The 15,445-nt window shown below is 71.8% G+C and carries 12 protein-coding genes; 9 read left to right on the top strand and 3 right to left on the bottom strand.

Annotated features, from left to right (window positions below):
* The first annotated feature begins 4 nt into the window (after positions 1-4).
* From ACZ6JE_RS09725 to ACZ6JE_RS09740, 4 genes are all read left to right on the top strand, one after another.
* Positions 5-1,216 carry a Fic family protein gene (locus ACZ6JE_RS09725; RefSeq protein WP_192060632.1) on the top strand — a complete coding sequence of 404 codons (1,212 nt, stop codon included), beginning with the start codon at positions 5-7 and terminating at the stop codon, positions 1,214-1,216.
* Between the two features lie 137 nt (positions 1,217-1,353).
* Complete coding sequence (locus ACZ6JE_RS09730; RefSeq protein WP_243216470.1) at positions 1,354-2,142, top strand: DeoR/GlpR family DNA-binding transcription regulator; 789 nt, start codon at positions 1,354-1,356, stop codon at positions 2,140-2,142.
* Positions 2,143-2,225: 83 nt separating this feature from the next.
* On the top strand, positions 2,226-3,194 hold the full coding sequence (locus tag ACZ6JE_RS09735; RefSeq protein WP_464318847.1) for a 1-phosphofructokinase family hexose kinase: 969 nt from the start codon (positions 2,226-2,228) through the stop codon (positions 3,192-3,194).
* Positions 3,195-3,227: 33 nt separating this feature from the next.
* Positions 3,228-5,318 carry a PTS fructose transporter subunit IIABC gene (locus tag ACZ6JE_RS09740; protein ID WP_464318825.1) on the top strand — a complete coding sequence of 697 codons (2,091 nt, stop codon included), beginning with the start codon at positions 3,228-3,230 and terminating at the stop codon, positions 5,316-5,318.
* A gap of 84 nt (positions 5,319-5,402) precedes the next feature.
* Here ACZ6JE_RS09740 and ACZ6JE_RS09745 read toward each other — a convergent pair whose 3' ends face one another.
* A complete protein-coding gene (locus ACZ6JE_RS09745; RefSeq protein WP_464318826.1) occupies positions 5,403-6,701 on the bottom strand; it encodes an NAD(P)/FAD-dependent oxidoreductase in 1,299 nt (432 codons plus the stop codon).
* Between the two features lie 169 nt (positions 6,702-6,870).
* On the opposite strand from ACZ6JE_RS09745, the gene ACZ6JE_RS09750 reads away from it, so the two are divergent.
* Both ACZ6JE_RS09750 and ACZ6JE_RS09755 read left to right on the top strand, forming a co-directional pair.
* On the top strand, positions 6,871-7,515 hold the full coding sequence (locus ACZ6JE_RS09750; protein ID WP_320477866.1) for a TetR/AcrR family transcriptional regulator: 645 nt from the start codon (positions 6,871-6,873) through the stop codon (positions 7,513-7,515).
* A 130-nt stretch (positions 7,516-7,645) separates the two neighbouring features.
* The gene (locus tag ACZ6JE_RS09755; RefSeq protein WP_464318827.1) at positions 7,646-10,249 is read left to right on the top strand and encodes an MMPL family transporter; all 2,604 of its coding nucleotides are present in this window, start codon (positions 7,646-7,648) and stop codon (positions 10,247-10,249) included.
* 181 nt (positions 10,250-10,430) lie between these two features.
* Here the strand turns inward: ACZ6JE_RS09755 and hutH are convergent, their stop codons facing one another.
* Positions 10,431-12,014, bottom strand: coding sequence for a histidine ammonia-lyase (hutH, locus tag ACZ6JE_RS09760; RefSeq protein WP_464318828.1), 1,584 nt, complete (start codon positions 12,012-12,014; stop codon positions 10,431-10,433).
* Positions 12,015-12,173: 159 nt separating this feature from the next.
* On the opposite strand from hutH, the gene ACZ6JE_RS09765 reads away from it, so the two are divergent.
* From ACZ6JE_RS09765 to ACZ6JE_RS09775, 3 genes are all read left to right on the top strand, one after another.
* Positions 12,174-12,464 (top strand): DUF4190 domain-containing protein, encoded by a 291-nt coding sequence (locus ACZ6JE_RS09765; protein WP_192060625.1) that lies wholly within the window; start codon positions 12,174-12,176, stop codon positions 12,462-12,464.
* 187 nt (positions 12,465-12,651) lie between these two features.
* Entirely contained in the window at positions 12,652-13,362 is a 711-nt protein-coding gene (locus tag ACZ6JE_RS09770; RefSeq protein WP_243214311.1) for a hypothetical protein, read from the top strand.
* Positions 13,363-13,691: 329 nt separating this feature from the next.
* The gene (locus ACZ6JE_RS09775) at positions 13,692-14,666 is read left to right on the top strand and encodes a glycosyltransferase family A protein (protein ID WP_464318829.1); all 975 of its coding nucleotides are present in this window, start codon (positions 13,692-13,694) and stop codon (positions 14,664-14,666) included.
* On the opposite strand, the gene ACZ6JE_RS09780 is transcribed toward ACZ6JE_RS09775, so the two are convergent.
* Entirely contained in the window at positions 14,656-15,351 is a 696-nt protein-coding gene (locus ACZ6JE_RS09780) for a DUF2238 domain-containing protein (protein ID WP_464318830.1), read from the bottom strand. The genes ACZ6JE_RS09775 and ACZ6JE_RS09780 overlap by 11 nt on opposite strands.
* Positions 15,352-15,445 lie beyond the last annotated feature (94 nt).

The following is a 15,445-nucleotide window of genomic DNA, read 5'->3' on the forward strand; positions in this document are numbered from 1 at the left end:
TCGCATGGAGTCAGTCGCGTCCTCTGCCGCATCGGCGGCATGGCCAGGCGTCCGGTTCGAGTCGTACGCGTGGGACGACGACGAGCATGCACCGGCCTCGCGCCGTGCCAGACTCCGGGCGCGGGGTCCGTATCTCGCAGCGGTGACGCCCGAGATCGCCGCCACCGCGCCTCCCGGGCTGTCCGCCGATCTCGTCGTCGATGCGGAGGACGCCGTCGCCGAGCTGTCCCGCTTCGACACCGAGGTCGGGGCCTTCACCGCTCCCTTCGCCGCCATCCTGCTGCGGAGCGAGAGCGCCTCGAGCTCCGAGATCGAGAATCTCACGGCTCTGCCCCGAGGCATCGCCCTGGCGGCCCTCGGTAAGAAGGCCGGCCCGAACGCACGGCTGGTCGTGGCGAACGTGCACGCGATGGAGGCGGCGCTCACCCTGGCGGACGACCTCGACGAGGCTGCGGTGATCGGCATGCACGCGGCGCTGCTGGCCGACGACCAGCCGCACCTCACGGGCTCGTGGCGTGATCAGCAGGTCTGGATCGGGGGCTCCGGTCGCAGCCCGCACACCGCCGACTTCGTCCCGCCGCACGCCGACCGGGTGCCCGCCGCCATGGACGACCTGATCCGCTTCGCACGACGGGTCGACATCCCGGCCCTCGCCCATGTCGCCCTGACGCACGCGCAGTTCGAGACCATCCATCCGTTCCCCGACGGCAATGGGCGGACGGGTCGGGCCATCGTGCACTCCATGCTCCGCCGACTGCGCATCACGAGGCAGGTCACCGTGCCCGTCTCGGCCGGGTTGCTCAGTGACACGTCCGGGTACTTTGCGGCGCTCGGGGCCTATCGCGAGGGCGAGGTCGAGCCCGTCGTCCGGGCCTTCGTCGACGCGACGCTCGCAGCGGTCGTCAACGGCAGGGCGCTCGTCACGGATCTGACCGAACTCCGCCTCGAGTGGGGTGATCTGACGAGCGCTCGCCAGGGCTCGGCAGGGCACCGGATGCTCGATCTGCTGCAGCGCCAGCCCGTGGTCGACGTGTCGCTCGTGGCCCGTGAGCTCGGTGTCGCGACCAACAACGCGCGGGCCGGCATCGACCGGCTCGCCGCCGACGGGATCATCCGGCCGATCGGCGAGGCGCGGCGAGACCGGGTGTTCGAGGCGCCGGACGTGCTCGTCGCCCTCGACGCGTTCGCGCAGCGGGCCAAGCGCAGACACCCGTGACCCCTGCGCGCCCGACGCGCGGTTTCTGTGTTTCTCTTCGCTGATCTTGTTTTCTGTGGGTTCATCGACGTAGAGTCTCGTCAGCACGACGAGAGCACCCGTCGTGAGAGCACGCAGACGACGAAGAGGTCACCGGGATGTACGCGACAGAGCGCTACGAGTCCATCGCCGACGACCTGCGCACCGTGGGCCGCGTCTCCGTCGCCGATCTGGCCGTCCGCTTCGACGTCACCCCCGAGACCGTCCGCCGCGACCTCGATCAGCTCGAGCAGTCCGGTCTCCTCCAGCGCGTGCACGGCGGAGCCGTCGCCGCGGGGCGCTCCAGCATCCGCGAGCTGAGTCTCAGCGAGCGCGAGGGGCAGCACTCGCCCGAGAAGACCGCCGTCGCCTCCGCCGCCGCGCGGCTCGTCCCCGCCACCTTCACCGGCTCCATCGCGATCGACGCCGGCACGACCACCGCGGCCGTCGCGGCGCAGCTCGCCACGTGGGTCCCGGCCGAGACCGGCACCGTGCTCACGGTCATCACGAACGCCGTTCCGATCGCCGCGCTGCTGCAGCACAGCCCGCACATCGAGCTGCACCTGCTCGGCGGTCGCGTGCGCGGGCTCACCAGCGCGGCCGTCGGCACGACCACCGTCGAGCAGATCCAGGCCCTCCGCCCCGACATCGTCTTCGTCGGGGCCAACGGCGTCAGCGCCGGGTTCGGCCTGTCGACCCCCGACGAGTTCGAGGGCGCGGTCAAGGCCGCCTACGTCCGTGCCGGGCGTCGGATCGTCGCCGTGGTCGACCGCACCAAGCACGGCGAGGAGGCGCTGGTCCGGTTCGCGCGCCTCCCCGAGATCGACACCGTGGTCACCGACGCCGCCCCCGCCCCCGATCTGGCCGACGCGCTCGCCGAGGCCGACGTCGAGGTGATCGTCGCATGACCGCCACCCCGCAGCCGGTCTCCGAGAGCCCGACCCCGCAGCATCTCGACATCCAGCACGCCGATCCGCAGAGAGCAGCCCGCATGATCCTCACCGTCACCGCGAACCCCTCGCTCGACCGCACCATCGAGCTCTCGGGTCACCTGCAGCGCGGTGCCGTCCAGCGGTCCGTGAGCACAACGGACGAGCCGGGCGGCAAGGGCGTCAACGTCTCGCGCGCACTGGTCGCCTCGGGTGCCGAGACGGTCGCCGTGCTGCCCGGCGCGCTCGACGACCCGGTGCTCGTCGCCCTCCGCGAGCGGGGCGTGCCGACGGTCAACCTCCCGATCGACGTGCGGCTGCGCTCGAACGTCACCGTCACCGAGCCTGGCGGCACCACCACCAAGATCAACGAGCTCGGCCCCGATCTCAGCGCCCACGCCGACGCGCTGACCGCGCTGATCGTCGAGCACGCGCCGCTCGCCTCGTGGCTGGTGCTGGCCGGCTCGCTGCCGCCCGGCCTGCCGACCACCTGGCTGGCCGACGTCGTCCGGGCCGTGCGCGCCTCCTGCGGTGACGACGCACCCCGCATCGCGGTCGACTCGTCGGGCGAGCCCTTCGCCGCTCTCATCGCCTCGGGCGTCGGCGTCGATCTGGTCAAGCCGAACGCGGAGGAGCTCGCCGAGATCGTCGGAGGCGACCCCGCCGAGTACGAGGCCGACCCCGCGTCCGCCGTCGAGGGCGCGCGTCGCCTCCGCGGGCTCGGCGTCGAGACCGTCCTGCTGACCCTCGGCAGCGCCGGCGCCCTGCTGATCGACGGCGAGGGCTCGTGGTTCGCCGCGGCCCCCGTCATCACCGCCCTGAGCACGGTGGGCGCCGGCGACTCGTCGCTGTCCGGCTACCTGCTCGCCGAGACGGCGGGCGCCCCCGCACCCGCCCGTCTCGCCCAGGCCGTCGCGTCGGGAGCCGCCGCGGCGGCCCTGCCCGGCAGCATCGTCCCCTCTCTCGACCAGACCTTCCCTGACGACATCGACGTCGTCCCGGTGGCCCCCGCGGCCGTCGGGCACCTCTGAGCAGCGTCGCCCACACCCAAGGAGCAGAACACCATGTCATCCCTCATCAGCACCGACCTCGTCGGTCTCGACGAAGACCTGGGCGGCACGTCGACCGACGTGATCCGCGCCCTGGCCGCCCGTGTCGCGGCGACCGGACGCGCCGGCTCGGCCGACTCGCTCGCCGACGACGCCATCAAGCGCGAGGCCTCCGTCGGCACCGGCGTGCCCGGCGGCATCGCCATCCCGCACGCCCGGTCGGCCTCGGTCACCGAGCCCACGCTGGCGTTCTCGCGCCTCGCCCGCACCGTGCCCTTCGGCGCACCCGACGGCGACGCCGACATCGTCTTCATGATCGCCGTGCCCGAGGGCGCCGACAGCGACCACATGACGGTGCTCTCGACGCTCGCCCGTGCGCTCATCCGCGACGACTTCACCGCTGCTCTCCGCGCCGCGAAGACCCCTGCCGACATCGTGAAGCTCGTCGACGACGAGGTCAGCGGCGAGGTCGCCGAGACGCGCGGCGCCACCGCGACGACCGCGACCGACGCGACCAGCGCCTCCTCGGCCGCCGGTGCCGCCGGCTCGACCGACGGCGCCCGCCGCCCGAAGCTGGTCGGCGTCACCGCCTGCCCGACCGGCATCGCGCACACCTTCATGGCCGCTGACGCCCTCGTCGCCGCGGCGAAGCGCCTCGGCGCCGACCTGCAGATCGAGCCGCAGGGTTCGGGCAAGGTCACTCCGCTCGACCCGGCCGTCATCGCCGAGGCCGACGCGGTGATCTTCGCAGTCGATGTCGACGTGCGCGACCAGGGCCGCTTCGCCGGCAAGCCCGTCGTCCGCGGACCGGTCAAGCGCGGCGTCGACGCTCCCGACGCCATGGTGAAAGAGGCCCTGGCCGCCGCCACGGACCCGAACGCCGCCCGCGTGGGCGGCACGGCCGGTGCCGCCGGTGCCGCCGCGGGCTCGACCGCCGAGAAGCAGGGTTTCGGCTCGTCGCTCAAGCGCTGGCTGCTGACCGGCGTGTCGTACATGATCCCGTTCGTCGCCGGCGGCGGTCTGCTGCTCGCGCTCGGGTTCCTGCTGTCGGGCTACGAGATCGCCGGCAACGCCGCGACCGTGCTGACCGACTACTCGCTGACCAACCTGCCGCCCGAGGGTCTGCAGTACTTCCTCGGTGCCGCCGCGTTCCAGATCGGCAATCTGTCGATGGGCTTCCTGGTCGCCGCCCTGGCCGGTTACATCGCCTACGCCATCGCCGATCGACCCGGCATCGCGCCCGGCTTCGTCGCCGGTGCCGTCGCCGTCTTCATGGGCGCCGGCTTCATCGGCGGTCTCGTCGGCGGTCTGCTCGCCGGCTTCGCCGCCTACTGGATCGGCCGTCTGAGCGTGCCGCGGTGGCTGCGCGGTCTGATGCCCGTCGTGATCATCCCGCTGCTGGGCTCGATCTTCGCGTCCGGTCTGCTCGTCCTCGTGCTGGGCGGCCCCATCGCCGCGCTGACCGTCGCCTTGACCGACTTCCTCAACGGCCTCAACGGCGGCGGGGCGATCATCCTCGGCGTCATCCTCGGTCTGATGATGTGCGTCGACCTCGGCGGACCCGTCAACAAGGTCGCGTACTCGTTCGCGGTCGCCGGTCTCTCGGCCGGCTCGCTGACCGACAACCCCGCACCGCTGATGATCATGGCCGCCGTCATGGGCGCCGGCATGGTGCCCCCGCTCGCCATGGCGCTCGCGTCGACGGTGCTGTACCGCAAGGGCTTCACCCAGGTCGAGCGCTCGAACGGCACCGCGGCCTGGCTGCTGGGCGCGTCGTTCATCTCCGAAGGCGCCATCCCGTTCGCTGCAGCCGACCCGCTGCGCGTGATCCCCGCCAGCATGGTGGGAGGCGCGGTGACGGGAGCCATCTCGATGGCCGCCGGAGTCACGTCGCAGGCCCCGCACGGAGGCTTCTTCGTGTTCTTCGCGATCACGGGTCTCGGCATGTGGGTCGTCGCGATCCTCGCCGGCACCGTGGTGAGCGCGGTCGTGCTCGTGCTGCTGAAGAAGTTCGTCCGTCGCTCGACGCCGGCCGGTGCCGACGCGTCGGTCGAGGCGGCCGAGGCCGGCTCGGTCGTCGGTCAGCGCAGCCCCGTCGTCGCCTAGGCCGCACGCCGCCACACACTCGACAGCCCGCCACCGAATCCGGTGGCGGGCTGTTGAATTTGTGGCGGGGTGGCCGAGGAGGCGCTACTCGGTCTTCTCCGTCTGCCACTTCTCGGGCGCACGGTCGCCGTTCGGGCGCACCGGGCGCACGTCGCCGACGATCGGGATGGCCCGCTTGCGCATCGCCCAGAGGTACCGGACGGTGAAGTGGGTGAGGGTCGACAGGCGGTTGCCGTTGCCGAGCAGGCTCGTGATGTGCACGAAGACCCAGAGCAGCCAGGCGATCGGGCCGGTCAGGGTGAAGCCGTTCGGCAGCTGGACGACGGCGGCGTTGGTGCCGACCGTGGCCATGGTGCCCTTGTCGTGGTACTTGAACCTGGTCAGCGGCTTGCCCGCGAACATCCGCTGGATCTGCTCGCCGATGTGCTCGCCGCCCTGGATGGCCGGCTGGGCCAGCTGCGCGAGGGCGTCGTCGGTGGCGGCGATGTCGCCTGCGGCGAAGATGCAGTTCAGGCCCTTGACCGTGAGGTCGTCGTTCACCTGGATGCGCCCGCCGTGGGTCTGCGGCACACCCCAGCCGGCGACCTCGGCGTGCGCGGCGACGCCGGTCGCCCAGATGACGAGCTCGGCCGGGATGAACTCGCCGTCGGCGGCGACGACCCCGTCGGGGCGCACCTCTTCGACACCCGTGTCGAGGCGCAGATCGACGCCGCGCTTGCGCAGCACCTTGGCGGCGTAGCGGCGGAGGCGCGGGGCGAAGGGCTTCAGCAGCTCGCCGCTGCGGTGCACGAGCGTGATCGTGATGCTCGAGGCGTCGATCTCGGGGTAGGCGTCTTTCAGCGCCTGGTCGCGCAGCTCGGCCAGCGAGCCGGCCATCTCGACGCCGGTCGCACCGCCGCCGACGATGACGACCCGCACCTCCCCGCTGCCCTGCGACGCGGCCGCGTTCTCGAGCTGGGTGAAGAGCTCGTCGCGGATCCGCAGCGCCTGCGAGCGCGAGTACATCGAGTAGGCGTACTCGTACGCGCCCTTCGTTCCGAAGTAGCTGGTGTTCACGCCGTTCGCGAGCACGAGGGCGTCGTAGGCGATCTCCTCGCCGTCGCGCAGCGTGATGATGCGCTCGTCCGGGCGGATGGTGGTGAGCAGGCCGTGACGGAAGTCGGCGTTCGACTGCCGCGAGCGGAGGCTCCGCAGGAAGTAGGTGACGTCGCCGGCGTTGAGGCCGCCGGTCGCGACCTGGTACATGAGCGGCTGGAACATGTTGTAGACGTGGCGATCGACGAGGGTCACGCGGACGTCGGCATTGCGCAGCGCCCTGACGGCGGCGATGCCGGCGAACCCTCCGCCGACGATGACGACGTGCTTACGGTGATCTTCGCTCATGCTGAGCTCCTGCGGGTGTCGATGGTGTGCGGATCCCCATCGACCCTTGAATTCGCGGCCCTCGTGCGGCCAGCCGCGAGCTTACTCGCCTCGGCGTGCCTCCGAAGTCCCAGTCGATCCCCAGCCCCGCACCGTGCACCGAGTGCGTCGGTGCACTTAGTGTAGGCACGTGACCGTCAAGACCCTCGCGCCCGATCGCCGTGCCGCCCTCAAGGCCAGGCACCGCCTCGCGATCGTCGACGCCGCCGACGCCCTGATCGCCGAACGGGGCGCCCCGAGGTTCAGCGTCGACGAGCTCGCCGAGCGGGCCGACGTCTCGCGCCGCACCGTCTTTAACCACTTCGCCTCGCTCGACGAGGTCGTCATGACGGCCTGCACTCGCGTGCTCACCGGCGCCGTCGACGAGTTCCGGGCCGCGACCGCGGCGACGCCCGTCGGAGACGGCTCGCCGGCGTCGATGTTCTCCGAGATCACCGCCGCCATGCGCGGCATCGACCTGCCCGCCGTGATCGCCTACCTCTGGACGGTGCTCGGCGACGACGGCACCGATCCGCGATCGCACCACCTCATCCAGGACGTCTTCACCCGCACGACCGAAGAGCTCTCCGCCGAGCTCGCCGTCCGTGGCAGCGACGTCGACGGACTCGAGGCGGAGATCCTTGTCAGCTCGATGATGAACGGCATCGCCGTCGTCTCGCACCGCTGGATCACCGCGACCGGCGCCTCCCTCGACCCCGCCTCGCGCGCCGAGTGGGACGCCCTCCTCGACCGACTCGTCTCGACCGTCCGACGCGGGTACGCACCCGCCGACTGACCGCCCCCGACCGCCCCCCGGCCGCCGCCCGCGACGGCCGACCCGCACCTCCTTCCCGACGACGCGACGCGAGGCTCCACCACCCCCACCGCAGCACACCCCGCTTCACCTTCTGGAGGAACCCAGCACCATGGCATCTCTGCTCTATCGACTCGGACGGTTCGCCGCCCGCCGGGCCTGGACGGTCGTCGTCGCCTGGCTCGTCGTGCTCGGCCTCGCCGGCGGCGCGTTCGCGTTGTTCGGCGGCACGCTCACGAGCGCCGTCAGCATCCCCGGCACCGCCACCCAGGAGGTCAGCGACGAGCTGGCCGACAAGTTCCCGCAGGCCAGCGGCGGCACCGGCACCGTGGTGTTCACCACGACCGACGACGCCCCCTTCACCGACGCCCAGAAGACCGCCGTCGGCGATCTGCTGACGTCCACCGAAGAGCTCGACGACGTCAAGGGCAGCACGAACCCCTTCGACACGCAGCAGCAGCTCGACGATCAGCAGCAGCAGGTCGCCGACGGTCGTCAGCAGATCACCGACGGCACCGCGCAGCTCGAGGCGGGCCAGTCGCAGATCGACGCGGCGCAAGACCAGCTCACCGCCGGTCAGCAGCAGCTCGACGCCGCGCGCGCCCAGGCCGAGGCCGCGGGTCAGCTCGCCGCCGCGCAGCAGCAGCTCGACGCGCAACAGGCTCAGATCGACGCCGGCCAGCAGCAGATCGACGAGCAGCAGGCGACCCTCGACTCCAGCCGCACCGAGCTCGAGACGCAGAGCTCGACCCTGGAGGACGGCGCGGCCCTGCTCGCCCTCGCCGAGGACATCCGTCAGGTCTCGACCGACGAGACGACCGCCGTCGCGACCATCCAGTTCGACGAGGCGCTGAACCTCGTCCCGGCCGAGTCGAAGGAGGCCGTGGTCGCCGAGATGAACGAGGCCGACATCGACGGCGTCCGCGCCGAGGTGTCGAACGACATCGCCGCCTCCATCCCCGAGATCCTCGGACCGGGCGAGGTGGCGGGTGTCGTCATCGCCGCCATCGTGCTGCTCGTCATGCTCGGCACCCTCATCGGCGCCGGTCTGCCGCTCATCAACGCGCTGATCGGCGTGGGCGTCGGCGTGCTCGCCTCGCTCGCCCTCTCGGGCACCGTCGAGATGCTGTCGGTCACGCCCGTGCTGGGGGTGATGCTGGGTCTCGCGGTCGGCATCGACTACTCGCTCTTCATCCTGAACCGGCACCGCACGCAGCTCCGCGACGGCACCCCGCTGCCCGAGTCGATCGGGCTGGCCAACGGCACGTCGGGCAACGCGGTCGTCTTCGCCGGCTCGACGGTGCTCATCGCCCTGCTCGCGCTGAACCTCACGGGCATCCCGTTCCTCGGCCTGATGGGGACGGTCGGCGCAGTCTGCGTGCTGGCCGCCATCCTCATCGCGATCACGCTCACGCCGGCGCTCCTCTCGATCGTCGGGATGCGCATCCTGCCGAAGAAGGTCCGCGCCCGAGTCGGTCACACCGGCCCGGTCCGCGTGCCGAGCAAGCCCATGAAGACCAGCCGTGCCGTTCTCACCCTGATCGGCGGCGTCATCGTGCTGCTGATCGTGGCGATCCCCGCGCTCTCGATGCGTCTCGGTCTGCCGGCCGGCTCGTCCGAGCCCGTCGACTCGAGCGCGTACAAGGCGTACACGCTCGTCGCCGACAAGTTCGGCGCCGGGGTCAACGGTCCGCTGCTCGTCGTCGCCGATCTCGACGAGGCCGTGTCCGACGACGATCTCGTCGCCGAGCAGGTCCGCGTCGGGTCACTGCTCAAAGACCAGGCCGACGTGGTCGCCGTCGCGCCCATCGGCGCCTCCGACGACGACACGCTGCTGGCCTTCCAGGTCGTGCCCGACGGTGGTCCCACCGACGAGTCGACCGAGCAGCTCGTCCGCGATCTGCGCGGTCTCGAGCTCGACGGGGTGTCCGAGTTCGGAGTCGCCGGCAACGCCTCCGGCAACATCGACGTCAGCGAGAAGCTGTCGGCCGCGCTGCCGCTCTACCTGCTCGTCGTCGTGGGGCTCTCGCTGATCATCCTGATCTTCGTGTTCCGGTCGATCCTCGTGCCGATCACGGCGACCATCGGGTTCGTGCTGTCGCTGTTCGCGGCGTTCGGCGGGGTGACCGCGGTGTTCCAGTGGGGCTGGCTGGCGCCCGTCTTCGGCGTGCACGACCCGGGGCCCATCCTGAGCTTCCTGCCGATCCTGATGGTCGGCGTGCTGTTCGGGCTCGCGATGGACTACCAGCTGTTCCTCGTCAGCGGCATGCGCGAGTCGTACGCGCATGGCGCGGGGGCGCGTCTCGCCGTGCAGCGCGGGGTCCACGCGGGGCGCACCGTCGTCACCGCGGCCGCGCTGATCATGACCGCGGTGTTCGCCGGCTTCGTGTTCTCGAACTCGGTGATGATCCAGTCGATCGGTCTGGGGCTCGCGCTCGGCGTGCTGGTCGACGCCTTCGTCGTCCGCCTGCTGCTGATCCCCGCGGTGATGCACCTGCTGGGCGACGCCGCGTGGTGGATCCCGAAGTGGCTCGACCGGATCCTGCCCGACGTCGACGTCGAGGGAGCCTCGCTCGAGCGGTCGCACCCCGGCAGCTCGACCGACGCCGCAGCGAACGCCGACGGTGAGCACGCGTCGCACGTGATCGAGGGTGCCGCACCCGACGGTGCTCCGCACGTGCAGGGGTCGGACGGCCCGCCCGCGCACCGGGCGTAGCGGAACCGAGGAGGCGCGGTGCGGGGATATCCCGCACCGCGCCTCCTGCGTATCCCCGCGTGGGTCCGGCGGGTTCCGGCCCCGCGCCTCCCGCGTGTCCCCATCGGGTTCGGCGGGTTCCCGCACCGCGCCTCCCGCGTGTCCCCATCGGGTTCGGCGGGTTCCCGTCATCCGCGGCGGGTCAGTCCAGCGCCCCCACGGCCGACTCGGCCGCAGCCCGCACCCGGCCCGACGCGACGGCGGCGTGCGCGGCGTCGATCTCCGGCGCGAGCCAGCGATCCGGCCCCGGTCCGCCCACCTCGGGCCGCAGGGCCTCGACGACCGCGCGCGCCGGAGCCCCCATCTCGAGCGGGGCGCGCAGCTCGAGGGCGCGAGCCGCGGCCAGCACCTCGATGCCCACGACGCGGGCGAGTCCGTCGACGGCGGTCCGCAGCTTGCGGGCGGCCGACCAGCCCATCGACACGTGGTCCTCCTGCATGGCCGACGACGGGATCGAGTCCACCGACGCCGGCACGGCCAGCCGCTTCAGCGTCGAGACGATGCCCGCCGACGTGTACTGCGCGATCATCAGCCCGCTGTCGACCCCGGCGTCGTGCGCCAGGAACGCCGGCAGCCCGTGGTTGCGATGCGGATCGAGGAGGCGGTCGGTGCGCCGCTCGGACATGCTCGCGACGTCCGCGACGACGATCGCCAGGAAGTCGAGCACGTAGGCGACCGGCGCCCCGTGGAAGTTCCCGTTCGACTGCACGCGCCCGTCGACGGTGACGACGGGGTTGTCGACCGCCGAGGCGAGCTCGCGGTCGGCGACCAGGCGGGCGTGGTCGACGGTGTCGCGCGCGCCGCCGTGCACCTGCGGGGCGCAGCGCAGCGAGTAGGCGTCCTGCACGACGGTGTGACCCGGGTGGGCGTGACTCGCGACGATGGGCGACCCGGCGAGCAGTCGGCGGAGGTTCGAGGCCGACGACTGCTGCCCGGCCTGCGGGCGGAGCGCGTGCAGATCGGCCGCGAACACGGCGTCGGTGCCGAGCAGCGCCTCGATCGACAGCGCGGCCGAGACGTCGGCCGTGGCGAGCAGCAGGTCGAGGTCGGCGAGGGCGAGGGTCAGCATGCCGAGCATGCCGTCGGTGCCGTTGATCAGCGCCAGACCCTCCTTCTCGGCGAGCACGACCGGTTCGATGCCGGCGGCCGCCAGGGCCTCGGCGGCGGGCGTGGCCGTGCCCGACGCGTCGCGCACGTCGCCCTCGCCCATCAGGGCCAGCGCGCAGTGGGCGAGAGGGGCCAGGTCGCCCGAGCAGCCGAGCGAGCCGTACTCGGCGACGATCGGCGTGATGCCGGCGTTCAGCAGATCGACGTAGCGCTCGACGGTGGTGGGGGAGATGCCCGTCCGCCCGGTCAGCAGGGTCGAGATGCGCAGCATCATCAGGGCCCGCACGACCTCGCGCTCGACCTCGGGCCCCGATCCGGCGGCGTGCGAGCGCACGAGGCTCTTCTGCAGCTGCGTGCGACGGTCGGCGTCGATGTAGGTCGTGGCGAGGGCGCCGAAGCCCGTCGAGATGCCGTAGTGCGGGCGGTCGTCGGTGGCGAGCGCGTCGATGACGGTGCGGCTGGCGGCCACGGCGACCCGCGCCTCCTCGGCGATCCCGATGCGGACGCCGTGGCGCGCCACGCGCACGACGTCGGCGGCCGAGACGGGGCCGATCCCGACGACGACCGGCGTCTCGTCGGGGGCGGTGGTGGACGAGGAGGCGCGGGTCGAGTCGGTCATGACCACATCACACCGCGTCGCCCCGGCCGCGCACCGTGGGCGCGCCGTGGGCGCCTTTCGAGTCGAGTCCGTGCCTGCCGCCCCGGTTGCCGGTATCTTCGATCCGTACCGGGCCGTTCGATCACGACGGCCTGTCATCTTTCACACCAAGGGGAACCCATGACCTACGCCAACCCGGCACCCGACGCCACGCCCGCCACGCAGAAGAAGACGATGGCCGTCCTGTCGCTCGTCTTCGGCATCGTGAGCGTCGTGCTCAGCCCGTTCTTCCCGATCCTGTGGATCCTCATGGCGATCGCGGCCGTCATCCTCGGCTTCCTGTCGCGCAAGCGCGAGAACGCCCGCACGATGGCGCTCGTCGGCATCATCCTCGGCTTCGTGGGCATCGCGGCGAACATCGCCTCGATGGTCGTCGGAGCGATGATCGCCGTCCAGACGTTCCAGGGCTGATCCAGCCGAAGGGGCCGGGCCATGTGCCCGGCCCCTTCGTCGTACCCCCCTGAGGAGGCGCGCGACGGATCACCGGTCGCCCGCGCAGGTAACGGGGCGATAACGAAAGAAGATCGTTCCAATCCTTTCGGGGGAGGGTGGCGAATCCTTTTCATCCCCACCGGGAATCACAGAAAAGGACCTGATCATGAATGCTTTCTCCCGTAAGAAGATCACCAAGGTCGGACTCGGCCTCGTCGCCTCCGGCGCCCTCGTGTTCTCGCTCGCCGCGTGCTCGATGGACTCCAACAGCGGCTCCACCGAGTCGACGACCTCGGCTTCGGCATCGGCCGAGCCCAGCGCCGAGGCCACCCCGGTCGCCTCGCTCCCCGATCTCAGCAACGGCGTCGACACCCAGGTCACCGTCGACCAGTCCTTCGTCGACGCGCTCACCTCGCTGGGTCTGACCCCGGCCCCGGTCGGCACCGGCACCTTCGACGGCGCCACGGGCACGTTCGCGTTCCCGATCACCGGCGGCAACGTCGACTACTACGACCCCTCCTCCGACGTGCGTCCCTACGTCCAGGGCGAGCTCGACCACGACGGCTCGGGCCTGTCGCTGACCGCCGGTGACACCACCGTCGAGCTCACCGACTTCCGCATCGACCCGGGCGAGTCGAAGCTCTACGGCACCGTGTCCGCCAACGGCGAGGTCGTCGTCGAAGACGCCTACCTGTTCAACCTCTGGGGCGGCACCCTGAAGCCCCTGCAGATGGAGGGCACCAACGCCGTCCTCGAGGGCACGACCGTGCACATCAGCCCCGACGCCGCCGCGCTGCTGAACGAGACCTTCAGCACCGACGCCGTCCAGGACGAGATGCTCGTCGGCGTCGCGAAGATCACCGTCGCGACCGAGTAGTCGGCGCCGCTCCGGCGGCATCGCTTCTCAGTACGACGACTCGGGCTCCGGCCCCCGGCCGGGGCCCGTGTTCCCGGTGGAACCCCACCCCGCCAGCCTCACGGCTTCGCGAGGTGGGGTTTTCCCGTGCGCCCGCACGCCCGCCCCCTGCTCGCCCGCTCGATGAGTCACGACACGCCGCGCACCCTCCCGACCCGGCGGCGAGTCGTGACTCTTCGACCCCGGGCGGAGGCCCACGGCCGGGCGCACGACGACCCCGGGTGGGCCGAACCCGGTCGAGGAGGCGCGGCGGACGCCCGAGAACGCCCCCGACGGGGTTGACTGGTGCGGTGCTCGTCTGCGTGGTCGTCCCTGTTCGCGACGACGGCGATCTGCTCGACGCCTGCCTCAGGTCGCTCGCGCGGCAGACCCGTCTCCCCGACGAGGTCGTCGTGGTCGACAACGGCAGCACCGACGACACGGTCGAGGTCGCGCGACGGTACGGCGCCCGTGTGGTCACCGAGTCCGAGGTCGGCATCGCGGCGGCGGCGAGCACCGGCTACGACTCCACGACCGCCGACCTGATCGGTCGCGTCGACGCCGACAGCGTGCTGCCGCGACACTGGGTCGCCGAGCTCGTCCGCACCTTCGAGCAGGACGCCGACGTGCTGGCTGTCAGCACGAACGCCCGGTTCTACGACGCGCCCGTCCTGGCGGGCACCGTCCTCTCGACGTTCTACGTCGGCGCCTATCACCTGATCGTCGGGGCCGGGCTGGCGCACTGGCCGTTGTTCGGCTCGACGATGATGATGCGCCGCTCGGCGTGGTCGCGGGTGCGCGACGTGGTGCACCGGCACGACCGGATGCTGCACGACGACATGGATCTCGCCGTCCACCTCGGCGATCTGCAGCTCGCCGGGCAGGGCCGGATCGCCTACCGGCATGATCTCGTCGCCGGCATCTCGGCCCGTCCGCTGAGTCTCCGCAACGGCCCCTGGTTGCGCACCTACCGCGCGCTGCACTCGTTCACGGTGCACGGCGTCGACGGTCGACCCTGGTGGCGCTGGCTGCGGGCCGACCCCGCGGGCGTGTTCCGTCGACTCGGGCTGACCCACGAGGTCGCCGCGGTCGATGTGCTGTCGGGTGGCGGGCATCTGCCCGTCGAGGTCTCAGGAGGCTCCGCCGACGACGCCGCTGACTACGCTGTCGACGCCTCCGCAGGCGCCGCTGACGACGCCGCAGGAGCACGCGAGGCTCCGGCGCGGAGCCGACCCGCGCCTCCTCGGCTGTTCCGACGGGGCGGGCGACGGCGCGTCACCAGGTGAGCGGTGCGCCTCGTCGGTCGGTCGGCGGGGTGAGCATGTCGTCGGCGGGCCCCGTGTCGGCCGGCCTTGTGTCGACGGTTCCCGTGTCGGTGCGGGTGCCGCCCGTGGGCCCGCCTGCATCGTGTCGGCGGCGCCCGGCGGTCAGCACCGGGAGGGCGATGCCCGCGACGAGAGCTCCGGCTCCGCCCGCGGCGAGGTCGCCGATGGTGTCGTCGTAGGTCACGAAGATCGCGTCGTCGACGACGTGGTGACCCCACCATTCGCCGATCTCCCACAGGACGCCCGCGGCGAGACCGATCGCGACCGTGGCGGCGGCGAGTCCGAGTCGGTGGCCTCGGGACGGCACGAACCCGGTGTGCTGCACCACGATGACGGCGAGAGCCGCGAGCACGCCGTTGAGGGCGAAGTGCACGAGGGTGTCCCAGCCCGCGATGCGCGTGTACAGCTCGAAGACGCTGCTCCAGGCGGCGACGAGCACGGTCGCGCCGGCGAAGACGTCGAACCCCGGTCGCACCCCGAGGAACCTCGGGGCCAGCACGGCGGCGAGGGCGAGCATCATGACGGCGATCTCGACGAAGCCCCAGCCGATGCCGACAATCACCACGCTGAGGGCCGCCAGCGCCCGCACCGCGTCGGCGACCCACTCCGTCGGGCGGGCCGGGCGCTGCAGGAACGTCTCGATCATCAGTCCATTGCACTCGCCTCGGCCCGATCGTGCCCGCATCCGGGGGCGAGAACCCGGGTGTGAGCAACGCACCTCGTGGTGCAGGGGCGCGATG

This window comes from Frigoribacterium sp. AC759, from assembly GCF_979256015.1.